Origin of the sequence: Gramella sp. KN1008, from assembly GCF_004332155.1 — a bacterium.
Lineage (GTDB): Bacteria > Bacteroidota > Bacteroidia > Flavobacteriales > Flavobacteriaceae > Christiangramia.
On record NZ_SJDV01000006.1, the window covers coordinates 84611 to 96770 of the forward strand.

Sequence of the window (12160 nt, forward strand, 5' to 3'; positions counted from 1 at the left end):
TAACGTAAACTATAACGTTTTCGTAAAAAATTATGAATTTTAAGCTTGCTTTATCTTCATTTTATCAATCATATAGTATCTTTAGCCTTAAAGTAAATGTTTATGCAATCGCATAAAATGCTGCTGGAAGTTGAGGATGAGCCTTTCTATCTAATTGCTATTTATTCTTCTCTTGAAGGATATAAAATGGCATTTTCTGTTAATAAGTATCTCGGAGTCAAACTCGTAAGAGAACGAAGGGATATCGATTTTAATCATGGCGATTTCCATGCGGAATATGCTTTATATTCATATAAAGACCCAAATACCTACTATTATCTGGACCTGGTAGCGAATAAATTTAAGGGCGCACCGATGAAAGTCCAGAATTCGGGGTCGCTTTTTGACGAACAGGAGTGGAATTCACAGGAAGTGTATTTAATTCCTGAGCATAAAAAAGTAGATTTTTTCCTTAAGGTGAATGAAGAGATTCAGCGAAAAGAATTTACTCAGATGCTTTCAGCAATTGGTCAGATCCCGGGAGTTCAGGCTGTATATGAGGTTGATGTGAATAATTTAAAATCCAAACAAAATCTAATTTTCGAATAATGCCTACCACAAAGAAAACTAAAATAGTCGCAACGCTGGGCCCTGCAACCAGTAGTAAGGATGTTTTAAAAAGAATGCTGCAGGAAGGTGTAAATGTTTTCCGGATAAATTTTTCTCATGCTAATTACGATGACGTGAAAGAGCGTGTAAGAATGATACGGGAGCTGAATGAAGATCATGGCTTCAATGCTGCTATTCTAGCAGATCTTCAGGGACCCAAGCTCCGGGTGGGAGTGATGAAAGAGGAAGTGGTGGTTAACGAGGGAGACCAGATTGTCTTTGCTACCGGAGAGGAATTCAAGGGAACTGCGAAACGCGTCTATATGAATTACGATTCCTTTCCTCAGGATGTAAAGGCTGGTGAAAGGATCTTACTTGATGACGGGAAACTCATTTTTGAAGTAATTAGCACCAATAAGAAGGACGAAGTCAAGACCGAGGTAATTCAAGGGGGTCCTTTAAAATCTAAAAAAGGGGTTAACCTTCCTAACACGAATATCTCCCTGCCGGCACTAACAGAGAAAGATGTTGAAGACGCTAAGTTTGCATGTGAGATGCAGGTAGACTGGATCGCGCTTTCTTTTGTAAGGCACGCGGAAGATCTGATGCAGCTGCAAAATCTCATAAAAGACCACAGCGAGTATAAGATTCCTATTATTGCGAAGATCGAAAAGCCGGAAGGAGTTGCCAATATCGATAAGATCGTTGCTTATTGTGACGGACTGATGGTAGCCCGTGGTGATCTGGGAGTTGAAATTCCTGCACAGGAGGTGCCTCTTATTCAGAAAAAACTTGTACTAACCGCTAAGAAGGCGCGAATACCGGTAATTATCGCCACCCAAATGATGGAAACCATGATCACCAGTCTCACACCCACAAGGGCAGAGGTGAACGATGTGGCAAACTCTGTTATGGATGGTGCCGATGCGGTGATGCTGAGTGGAGAAACTTCTGTTGGACAGTATCCGGTTCAGGTAATTCAAAAAATGTCCCAGATATTATTAAGTGTTGAGAATTCACCACTTATTAAGGTGCCCCATGAACCGCCGCATATAAGAACAAGGAGGTATATCACCAAAGCGATTTGTTACCATGCTGCCCATATGGCAAACGAGATCAAAGCGAAAGCTATCTGTACCCTTACCAACAGTGGGTATACGGCATTTCAGATCTCTGCCTGGAGGCCAGAGGCGCATATCCTGGTATTCACATCCAATAAACGAATCCTTAACCAGTTGAGTCTGCTTTGGGGTGTAAAAGCTTTCTATTATGATAAGTTCGTAAGTACAGATGAAACCATAGAAGATATAAGTGAGATGGCTCAAAGATTCAAATTCGTTGAAGTAGGGGATTTCACAATTAATCTGGCAGCTATGCCTATTGCTGCTAAAGGAATGGTAAATACTCTAAGAGTTTCGGAGATCAAATAAGAAGAAGAGATTCAGTAATAACCAAACCGGAATTTCATTTTAAAATGGGTTCCGGTTTTTTAATGGTGAAAATACCGGTCACCAATATCAAGGTCTTCCCGCACGAGTACATCGGTTATGGTTCTATAATTATTGCCGTATTGTTTATGTTTAAAGCTTATTGTCAATGTGTCCTTGTTGAGTTTTAATACCTTAAAGTACTTATAGTCTTTTTCAATGTTCATTAAACTGGGGATATCCGGACTTTTTATTTTCACATAGGAATAGCCTTTGGAGTCTTTCCTGAATTCATAGATTCCTTTAAGGCTGGGCCCGCAATCGATTCGCTCTTCGTTATTATCGGCCACTGTTTTATCTGCTCTGAATGTTTGTCTGTAAGAAAGGAAACATGGTCCCATATTCATACGGACATCATCGTTATAACGTCTCGCTATTTTCCAGGTTTTTGAACTGTCTCCGTGAATTAGGTTCATGGCGTTTTCCGGCAATTTAAAAGGTTTGGACTTTTTAGTGCATGAGCAGAATATTAAAGTTGCCGAGAGGAAAATTATTGTTTTAAGATACTTCATTGAAGTTTAGAATTTGAATTTTAGTTGTACCGAAATCTCTTTCTTTTCTTCTTTGGAATCCTCCTTATCGGTATTCAGGTTTGATAGGGAAATTCCCAGCAGTCGTACAGAATCTTTCATTTTTTCCTGGTATAGCAATTCCCTTGCGATCTCCATGATTAGGTCCTTACTGGAGATATAATAACTGATAGTCTTACTCCTGGTTTGCAGCGTAAAGTCACTGTATTTTATTTTTAAGGTAACTGTCTTGCCGGCTACCTCACTTTTTTTCAGGCGCCGTTCAATTTCTTCGGCAATATTTTCAAGCTTTTCCAGCATGAAGATCTCTGATGAGATATTTTCATTGAAAGTTCTTTCGGCGCCAAGAGATTTCCTGATGCGATGTGGTTTTACCTCGCTAAGGTGAATGCCTCTTACCACGTTGTAAAAATGGGCACCGCTTTTTCCGAAATGCTCGGTAAGATATTCTTCTGATTTTTCTTTGAGATCCTTTCCACTGAAGATTCCAAGCCGGTACATCTTTTCCGCGGTCACTTTGCCTACACCATAAAATTTCCTGATATCAAGGTCTTCCAGAAACTGAATAACCTCCTCGGGAGGCACTGTCTTTTGTCCGTTAGGCTTATTCACATCGCTTGCTACTTTCGCGATGAACTTATTGACTGAAATTCCGGCAGAAGCGTTCAGGCCGGTTTTCTCCTTTATCTTTTCCCTGATTTCCCTGGCGATTAAGGTCGCGCTTGGATTCCCTTTTTTATTTTCGGTTACGTCAAGGTAGGCTTCATCGAGGGAGAGCGGCTCTACCAGGTCGGTATATTCAAAGAATATTTCCCTAATCTTCTGTGAGATCTCACGGTAACGCTCAAACCGGGGTTTTACGAAAATAAGGTCGGGGCAATTTCTTTTGGCTATCACACTGCTCATGGCGCTTCGTACTCCATATTTTCGGGCTTCATAGCTGGCAGCGCTTACAACCCCTCTCTGGGAGCTCCCTCCCACGGCAACAGCTTTTCCTCGCAGCTCCGGATTATCCAGCTGTTCAACCGATGCATAGAATGCATCCATATCTATATGGATGATTTTCCTTATGTGATCCACACTTCAAATTTAAGCTTAAAAGATTTAAAGAATTGTTTCGGCAAAATTGTAAATTTAAAATGCTAATGATTGTAACTGGAAGTTTTATGAATCCAGAAGGAAAACACGGCGGAATTAAGCAGAATTATTGATTACTCCCGTTGGTAAAACTTTAAAAGAATATTGATGAATAACCGAAAGACAGCAATAATTCTGGGAGCTACTGGTCTCACCGGTGGAATACTTTTAAATAAACTGATCGAGGATGAGCGTTATGAAAAGATAAAGGTCTTTTCTCGCAGGCATGTTAATAGTAAACATCCAAAAATAGAAGAGTTTCTTATTAATCTGTTCGAACTTGAAAAAATAGGAGCTTTATTTACAGGGGATGAGGTCTTTTGCTGTATAGGAACCACTCAGAGTAAGGCGACAGATAAGGATGAATATAGAATGGTGGATTTTGGAATTCCCGCTACCGCAGCGCGCCTTTCAAAATTGAATGGAATACGTACTTTTCAAGTGATTTCGGCTATGGGAGCCAATGCCAATAGCAGGTTCTTTTATAACCGAACCAAAGGCGAGATGGAAGGGGCGGTAATGGAGCACCGTATAGAAAATACCTATATCCTGAGGCCATCTTTAATCGGCGGCGAAAGGGAAGAGAGCCGTCCCCTGGAGTATGTCTGGAAAAAGGTTATGAACCTGGGGGATCATTTACTTATTGGAAAATTAAAAAAATACAGAAGCATACATCCTGAGGCCATTGCTAATGCCATGATTTACCTTGCGAATAGTAAATATTCGAGTGGTACGATTGAATCTGATGAGATCAAAAGAATTGCCAGAACCTATAAAAATCAAAAATGACCGAAATAGAACGTAAGTTCCTTGTAAAGTCTGATGAATTCAAGACACAGGCCGATAAGAAGAAGTTAATAGTGCAGGCTTATTTGAATACCCATCCTGAAAGAACTATCAGAATAAGAATAAATGATGACGAAGCCTTCATCACCATTAAAGGGAAGTCTTCTGAGGACGGATTGTCTCGATTTGAATGGGAAAAGGAAATTCCCATATCCGACGCAAAAGAACTTTTAAAGATCTGTGAACCGGGAAAGATCGAAAAATACAGATACCACGTTGAAATAGGAGATCACACCTATGAAATTGATGAGTTTATGGGTGCCAATGAGGGTCTGGTCATAGCTGAAATAGAGCTGGCAGAAGAAGATGAGGAATTTAAAAAACCCGGATGGTTGGGGAAAGAAGTTACCGGGGATTTGGATTATTATAATTCGAAATTAATAGAGAATCCATATAAAAACTGGAACGGATGAAAAGAATATTGATTATTGCTCTAATTGGCTTTTTAGCTGGTTGTATGGAAGCGCCTCAAGGAGGTTCTGCCAGTAATGATGAAAAGCAGGAAAAGAAAGATAGCCTTGCTCAAACCGATATTTTAAAACTGGAATCCCGGCTAAAAAAGGACGGTTATCAAACTTTTAGTTATAAAGATGGGGATACTACCTATTTAATGCAACAGTATTACATCGTATTTTTAAAAGCCGGACCAAAGCGCAGTCAGGATTCTACCGAGGCCGCAGAACTTCAAAAGAAACATCTGGCTCATCTCTCCCGGCTTTACCAGGATGGTTATACTAGTCTTACAGGTCCCATGGGGGATGACGGCGATTTACGTGGAATCGTGGTCTTTAATACCGCGACCCAAAAAGAGGCTGATAGTCTGGCCAGACTGGACCCGATGGTGAAAGCTGGAAGGCTGGAAGTAGAAGTTCACCCATGGTGGGTTGCAAAAGGAGGAAAACTGAATTAAAAATGATACCTGATAAAATCTTACCAGATCTGAAGTATGTTGGCAATGAGAATAAAAAGCTCAGCCTGCATCTCTTTTTCCAGATCATTGGAAAGATAAGAATGGCTTTAACTCCGAGAAGGAACCACTGGTGGAATATCACTTTATACGTAAATGAGAAAGGCTTTACTACCGGACCTATCTATATAGACAATGGGTATGCGTCTTTTACAATGTCTATCGATATTCTTGACCATGAGTTCATTATTTTTAAAAGTAATGGCGAGGCCCGTTCCTTTCAACTGGAACATGACCTGAGTGTAGCCCAGTTTTACGAACGCGTTATGGAGTTTCTAAAGGAGCTGGGGATAGATGTTAGTATCCATCCTAAACCATTCGATCTGAATATTGATAAGAGGTTTGATGAGATAGAAGAAATTCGTCATTACGATGCGATCTATGCCACCAATTACTGGCACGTGTTTTTGTGGATAGATTCGGTTTTTAAGGAATTTAGCGGAAGGTTTTATGGTAAAACCTGTCCTGTTCATTTATACTGGCATTCAATGGACCTGGCCGTTACTCGGTTTTCCGGAAGAAAGGCACCTCCGATGCCGGATGAAGCAAGGCTCTCAGACAGGGAAGCCTACAGTCATGAATGTATAAGTTTTGGTTTCTGGGCAGGAGACGATAATATTCAGGAACCGGCATTTTATTCCTATACCTATCCCTCTCCTGAAGATCTTGCCAGGGAAGAACTGGAACCTCCCAAAGCAAAATGGATCATAAATAATGGAACACCTATGGCAATACTCACCTATGCCGATTTAAAGGAAGAAGATAATCCCCGGAAAGTATTACTAGAATTTCTGGAATCTGCTTATCAGGCAGGAGCAAGACGTGCCGGATGGGATGTTGAGGCACTTAGGGTTCCACCGCTAAGTGAACTCTAATTGAAAGACATTATCTTATTCTTTATTTCTTCTTTTTGTAGAACACCGGATTGGCGCCACAATTGTTCGCCATTCTTGAAAAGCATCATGGTTGGTACGCCCCGTACCTGGTATTTGGCGGCTAAGGGTTGGTTCTTATCTACATCTATTTTTACGATCTTAACCTTATCTCCCAGTTCTTCTTTCACCTCCTTAAGTATGGGGGCAAGCATTTTACAGGGTCCACACCAGTCGGCATGAAAATCGATTAGAACAGGAGTCTCACTGTTTATGATATCACTGAAATTACTCTTCATAAAAATATGTCTTTAGGAGATTAAATTTATCGAATTAAGGACTAACTTACTTATAGAAGAAAGTTAAAAAGTGCCGGTTATACCTATCCTTCCAAGTCCAACATTCATCTTCCAGCTTATTCCTTTTTCTTTTTCTGGCCCGTAATTTCTTTCACGGGTAAGATAATTGTCTATTGAATCCACTACAAGTACGCTTATCGCCATACTTAGTCCCACATCTGTAAGCCAGTGCGCTCCTTCCCATAATCTCGAAGCGGGGGCGATGAGTCCCACGCCAAGGATTCCCGCTTTTACGAAAGGATTTTGGAACTGTTTTGAAAGAGCATAAGCCGTGGTGAAAGAAAGAATGGTGTGACCTGAAGGGAAAGAATGATAATTAGGCTCACCGCTAAAGGGTTTGAAATCTCCTTTTCCCAATCCTTCTTTGGGCCTTGCCCTGCCAACTGCGGTTTTGGAAATTGACTGAATAATGCCGGCTGTGGTCGCAGCAGATATCATCAGCACCCCGGTCCTCCTTACCTTCTCATTTTTTGTAAAGAGGCCATACAGATAGACAGCTCCGTTTATCGCATAATTGTTTTGCGGGCTTCCATAATACCATCCAAAATCGTGTATGAACATAGGAATATCATCCTCCTGATTTCTAAACCATTCATTGGCCTCATCATCAAAAATATACAGAACAGCAGTCCCTGCTACTATTGCCCCAGCAGTGATAAAATCATCTTTTTGCCATTTCAGGGGCTGAGTATAAGTCTCTGTAAGCCCTCCCAGTGCACTGGCCCCGTCATATTTCAGTAGCTGCCAGGTAGAGGGAAGTGAATCCTTGCTTTTTTCCTGCGCCGATACTCCAAGGCCAAAGAGGAGAATAATAAATGCCGCTATAAACCTATTCGCTGTAAATACCAATGTTCAGTTCGCCATTTTTATTCATACTAGCACGGTACATCCCTGCGGTGTTGAATTCCATAGATACATTTCCTTTATGATCAATAGCAATGATTCCTCCATCTCCGCCAAGTTCAGGTAATTTGTTCTGGATCACTTCATGGGCAGCTTCCTGAAGGCTAAGTCCTTTGTACTCCATAAGAGCAGAAATATCATATGCTACCACTCCACGTATAAAATACTCTCCCCAGCCTGTACTGGAAACAGCACATGTTATGTTATTGGCATATGTTCCCGCTCCAATTATAGGTGAATCTCCGATGCGGTTATATTTCTTGTTAGACATTCCTCCGGTTGAGGTACCGGCAGCAAGGTTTCCGTTCTTATCAAGTGCTGCACAGCCAACAGTTCCAAATTTTTCATCCTTCGTGAGGGGATCGTAAAATGCTGTCCTGTTCTCTGTTTTATCTCTATCCCGGGCACGTTCCATGGCTTTAAATCTTCTTTCAGTATAGAAATATTCTGGATCTACGATTTCGAGCCCCTGCTCTTCTGCAAACTGTTCGGCTCCTTTTCCAGAAAGCAGCACATGATCTGAATTTACCATCACCTCGTAAGCGAGGTTGATAGGATTCTTAACATTTGTAACTCCGGCCACGGCCCCAGCATTAAGAGTGGAACCGTCCATTATGGATGCATCCAGTTCGTTCTTTCCTTTATTAGTAAATACTGCTCCCCTCGCAGAATTAAAAAGCGGACTGTCTTCCATCACATTGATAGTTCTTTGAACGGCTTCAAGGGCCGTGCCTCCGTTCGCAAGAATTTCATGTCCGGTTCTTATGGCTTCCTCGAGTTTTGCCTTATATGCCTGTTCCAAAGAGTCACTCATGTTCTCTTTTAAAATGGTTCCCGCGCCTCCATGTATAACAATTCCAAAATTGGGCTGGCTGTCATTTTCAGTAGCTTTTTGTGATTTCGAAATGTTTTCTTCTGAAGTTTTGGAGCTGTTCTGGTTACAGGAAATAAATAGGGTGAGACTAAAAAGGAAGAGTAATTTTTTCATAAAAGATCTGGTTTAAGGCGAAAGTTAGTCAAAATCGTTAAACTTCATTGTGACTAATATTACAAAGGCAGAAATTTATTCAGGGGATTTGAAGCCCGTCTGCAGCATATTGAGTAATTTTAAGTAAAATATAATATTGATTATGGCAGTCGAAGGACCTTTCAATTTGAATAAATGGATAGAACAGAACCGTGAAAGCTTAAAGCCACCGGTGGGAAATCGCAATCTATACAGGGAATCAGGAGATTATATAGTGATGATAGTAGCCGGGCCAAATGCGCGTAAAGATTATCATTATAACGAAACAGAAGAATTGTTCTATCAACTTGAAGGAAATATAGAGGTGCATATTCAGGAAGACGGAGAAAAGAAAACTATGAAACTGGGACCCGGGGACATGTATCTGCATCCCGCAAAAATTCCTCATTCTCCGGTTAGACACGATGGTTCCATTGGTCTGGTTGTAGAAAGAAAACGGCTTAATGAGGAAGGCAAGGACGGCCTGATCTGGTATTGTGATAACTGCAATAATAAACTACACGAAGTATACTTTCCGCTTCGGGATATTGAAACGGATTTCTTAAATCACTTCAGAGATTTCTATAGCAATAAAGATCTCAGAACCTGCGATAAATGCGGGGAGGTGATGGCGGTAGACGAGCGCTTCACAGGCGTTGCGGAATAGCGGTTTATTTTTATTATTTTCGCAACAACTACACAAATTAATCGATAAAAACACAATTTAATGAGCAAAATTGCTGAAGAATTCGGGATTAAACAAGCCCTGAAAGATTTAGGTTTAAATGATATTAATAATGGAACCTCTACCGGAGAGGACTGGTTTAGCAACGGTGACATTATAGAATCTTATTCTCCCGTTGACGGAGCACTGATAGGTAAAGTAAAGGCAACTACTAAAGAAGATTACGAAAAGGTTATCACTACCGCCGAAAAAGGCTTTAAAGAGTGGAGAACCTGGCCGGCTCCTCAAAGAGGTGAAGTGGTTCGTCAGTTCAACGATGAACTTCGCAGGTTAAAAGAACCACTTGGCAAACTGGTTTCCTATGAGATGGGAAAATCTTACCAGGAAGGCCTTGGAGAAGTTCAGGAAATGATAGATATCTGTGATTTCGCAGTAGGACTATCAAGACAGCTTCATGGACTTACTATGCATAGTGAACGTCCCGGGCATCGAATGTACGAACAATACCATCCACTTGGAGTTGTTGGAATCATTTCGGCCTTCAATTTTCCAGTAGCGGTATGGTCCTGGAATACGGCTCTTGCATGGGTTTGTGGAGATGCCTGTATCTGGAAAGGTTCAGAAAAGACTCCGCTTACTTCGGTGGCCTGTCAGAATATCGCTGCAAGGGTATTTGCCGAGAATAATGTTCCCGCAGGAATATCATCACTAATCACCGGTGATTACAGAGTAGGTGAAATGATGACCAAAGATGAGCGTGTTCCTTTGATTTCTGCTACAGGGTCTATAAGAATGGGAAAAATAGTAGCCCAGGCTGTAGCTGCCCGTCTTGGGAAATCTCTTCTTGAACTGGGAGGAAACAACGCGATAATCGTTACTCCGGATGCCAATATCAAGAATACGGTAATAGGAGCTGTGTTTGGAGCCGTGGGTACCTGTGGTCAGCGTTGTACTTCAACAAGGAGGCTTATCATACATGAGGATGTTTATGACAAGGTAAAAGATGCGATCGTGAATGCGTATAAGCAGATCAGGATAGGAAATCCGTTAGATGAAAATAACCACGTTGGACCGCTGATCGATAAGGATGCTGTGAAGAATTACCAGGCAGCACTTGATAAAGTAGTTGAAGAAGGCGGAAAGATACTGGTAGAAGGAGGCGTTCTTGAAGGGGAAGGTTATGAAAGCGGATGCTACGTAAAACCGGCGATCGCTGAAGCTGAAAATCATTTTGAGATCGTGCAGCACGAAACTTTCGCACCGGTGCTTTATATAATGAAGTATTCAGGTGATATAAGTAATGCGATTGAAATTCAGAATGGTGTTAAGCAGGGGCTTTCTTCAGCAATTATGACCAATAATCTGAGAGAGGCTGAAAGATTCCTTTCAGCAGAAGGTTCAGATTGCGGAATCGCCAATGTGAATATTGGAACATCGGGAGCCGAGATTGGCGGAGCCTTTGGAGGTGAAAAGGAAACCGGTGGAGGAAGGGAATCAGGTTCTGATGCCTGGAAGATATATATGAGAAGACAAACTAATACGATCAATTATACCACAGAGCTGCCACTGGCGCAGGGAATCAAATTTGATCTGTAGTTTAGTTTTTAAGTGTAATAGAAAAACCCGCTTCTAAAGCGGGTTTTATTGTATATATAAGAAATTCTTAAACCATTCCGTTAGGTTCCACCCATTTGAATCGGTGAGGATCCTGAGGAATAGAAATTCTTTCTGCAATTCTGGTCATTCTGTCTGGAAGAGCCATCAGGTAATCTCTTGCCTTTTCGGCTTCATCTGTTAGAGACCTCATTTTATCTATTTCCCAGTAACCATTAAGTTTTTTAAGGATATCAATATAATCCAGGGTAGTATATACGCCTAATCGCTGTGCCGCATTGGAGAAATTTTCAAAAGCCTCGGCGATTCCCTGGCCTGATTCTCTAATGAATTGTGCCGGCATCACGATCTTTTTCTTCATCATATCATGGAAGGCCAGCATCATTTCACTTGGGTCATGCTCAAATATGGTCTTGACGAAATCCCTGTAGGCCATATAGTGCCTCATTTCATCACCGGCAATTATGTTGCACATCTTCCCTAGCATCTTATTTCCCTTTTTCTTGGCCAACTGTCCCACACGTTTATGGGATATATTGGTAGCCAGCTCCTGGAAACTGGTGTAAACAAAGTTTCGGTAAGGATCCCTTCCTGTGCCTATATCAAAACCGTCATTGATAAGATACTGGGTGGTTTTCTCAATTTCTTTCATGTTCACCCTTCCGGAAAGATATAGATACTTATTAAGCGTATCACCGTGACGGTTCTCTTCACCGGTCCAGTGGCGCACCCATTTAGCCCAGGCATTTTGCTCTCCTCTTTGTTTGCCGTGTTGTTCTACTCCTTCCATATCCATTAGCCAGGATTCATAGGTAGGCAGGGCTTCTTCAGTCACCATATCGGCTACAAGTACTACCCAGAAATCATATCCAAGCTCCTTGGCCTCTTCTCTTATCTGGTGTACTTCTTCAAAACCTTCTTCTTCCTGTAGATTAGGAAGCAAATCTGTAGGTTGCCAGATGTCTTCAACCGGAATAAGGTATTTTTCAATAAAACCTTCCACAGATTTTTCAACGGTTTGCATTACTTCTAATCGAATGTTGTCCAGAGCCATATTAATGTATTTTTTTAACTGTTTTTGTTAAACAGCTTAACTTTAATTCTATACTGCAATAAACATGCTGTTTTTAAAAACCGCAAAAGTCTATTAACCTTCAGGTTGATAA

14 protein-coding genes are annotated in these 12160 nt (G+C 41.2%); 8 read left to right on the forward strand and 6 right to left on the reverse strand.

Annotation, left to right across the window (positions count from 1 at the left end):
* The first annotated feature begins 102 nt into the window (after nt 1-102).
* Both EZJ28_RS12020 and pyk read left to right on the forward strand, forming a co-directional pair.
* On the forward strand, nt 103-588 hold the full coding sequence (locus EZJ28_RS12020) for an IPExxxVDY family protein (RefSeq protein ID WP_131398172.1): 486 nt from the start codon (nt 103-105) through the stop codon (nt 586-588).
* A complete protein-coding gene (gene pyk / locus EZJ28_RS12025) occupies nt 588-2018 on the forward strand; it encodes a pyruvate kinase (RefSeq protein WP_131398174.1) in 1431 nt (476 codons plus the stop codon). The genes EZJ28_RS12020 and pyk overlap by 1 nt, the downstream gene beginning before the upstream one ends.
* Nucleotides 2019-2077: 59 nt before the next feature.
* Here the strand turns inward: pyk and EZJ28_RS12030 are convergent, their stop codons facing one another.
* Both EZJ28_RS12030 and dinB read right to left on the reverse strand, forming a co-directional pair.
* Nucleotides 2078-2491 (reverse strand): lipocalin family protein, encoded by a 414-nt coding sequence (locus EZJ28_RS12030; protein WP_165499073.1) that lies wholly within the window; start codon nt 2489-2491, stop codon nt 2078-2080.
* A 102-nt stretch (nt 2492-2593) separates the two neighbouring features.
* On the reverse strand, nt 2594-3685 hold the full coding sequence (gene dinB / locus EZJ28_RS12035) for a DNA polymerase IV (RefSeq protein WP_131398178.1): 1092 nt from the start codon (nt 3683-3685) through the stop codon (nt 2594-2596).
* 165 nt (nt 3686-3850) lie between these two features.
* Here dinB and EZJ28_RS12040 point away from each other — a divergent pair, with 165 nt between their 5' ends.
* From EZJ28_RS12040 to EZJ28_RS12055, 4 genes are read left to right on the forward strand one after another with little or no spacing between them, the layout of a single operon-like run.
* Nucleotides 3851-4531, forward strand: a complete 681-nt coding sequence (locus EZJ28_RS12040) for a nucleoside-diphosphate sugar epimerase (RefSeq protein WP_131398180.1) — start codon at nt 3851-3853, stop codon at nt 4529-4531.
* Nucleotides 4528-5001 carry a CYTH domain-containing protein gene (locus EZJ28_RS12045; protein ID WP_131398182.1) on the forward strand — a complete coding sequence of 158 codons (474 nt, stop codon included), beginning with the start codon at nt 4528-4530 and terminating at the stop codon, nt 4999-5001. Before EZJ28_RS12040 ends, EZJ28_RS12045 begins: the two co-directional genes overlap by 4 nt.
* A complete protein-coding gene (locus EZJ28_RS12050; protein ID WP_131398184.1) occupies nt 4998-5498 on the forward strand; it encodes a YciI family protein in 501 nt (166 codons plus the stop codon). The genes EZJ28_RS12045 and EZJ28_RS12050 overlap by 4 nt, the downstream gene beginning before the upstream one ends.
* Before the next feature lie 2 nt (nt 5499-5500).
* On the forward strand, nt 5501-6430 hold the full coding sequence (locus tag EZJ28_RS12055) for a DUF5996 family protein (RefSeq protein WP_131398186.1): 930 nt from the start codon (nt 5501-5503) through the stop codon (nt 6428-6430).
* On the opposite strand, the gene trxA is transcribed toward EZJ28_RS12055, so the two are convergent.
* From trxA to EZJ28_RS12070, 3 genes are all read right to left on the reverse strand, one after another.
* On the reverse strand, nt 6427-6726 hold the full coding sequence (trxA, locus tag EZJ28_RS12060) for a thioredoxin (RefSeq protein ID WP_131398188.1): 300 nt from the start codon (nt 6724-6726) through the stop codon (nt 6427-6429). The genes EZJ28_RS12055 and trxA overlap by 4 nt on opposite strands.
* Before the next feature lie 63 nt (nt 6727-6789).
* A complete protein-coding gene (locus EZJ28_RS12065; RefSeq protein ID WP_242670114.1) occupies nt 6790-7635 on the reverse strand; it encodes a phosphatase PAP2 family protein in 846 nt (281 codons plus the stop codon).
* Nucleotides 7616-8677, reverse strand: a complete 1062-nt coding sequence (locus EZJ28_RS12070; RefSeq protein WP_131398189.1) for an isoaspartyl peptidase/L-asparaginase family protein — start codon at nt 8675-8677, stop codon at nt 7616-7618. Before EZJ28_RS12070 ends, EZJ28_RS12065 begins: the two co-directional genes overlap by 20 nt.
* Before the next feature lie 142 nt (nt 8678-8819).
* On the opposite strand from EZJ28_RS12070, the gene EZJ28_RS12075 reads away from it, so the two are divergent.
* Together EZJ28_RS12075 and EZJ28_RS12080 are read left to right on the forward strand one after the other, a co-directional pair.
* Entirely contained in the window at nt 8820-9362 is a 543-nt protein-coding gene (locus tag EZJ28_RS12075; RefSeq protein WP_131398191.1) for a 3-hydroxyanthranilate 3,4-dioxygenase, read from the forward strand.
* A 60-nt stretch (nt 9363-9422) separates the two neighbouring features.
* Complete coding sequence (locus EZJ28_RS12080) at nt 9423-10976, forward strand: aldehyde dehydrogenase family protein (RefSeq protein WP_131398193.1); 1554 nt, start codon at nt 9423-9425, stop codon at nt 10974-10976.
* 67 nt (nt 10977-11043) lie between these two features.
* Here EZJ28_RS12080 and EZJ28_RS12085 read toward each other — a convergent pair whose 3' ends face one another.
* Nucleotides 11044-12048 carry an acyl-ACP desaturase gene (locus EZJ28_RS12085; RefSeq protein ID WP_131398195.1) on the reverse strand — a complete coding sequence of 335 codons (1005 nt, stop codon included), beginning with the start codon at nt 12046-12048 and terminating at the stop codon, nt 11044-11046.
* Nucleotides 12049-12160: the final 112 nt, after the last annotated feature.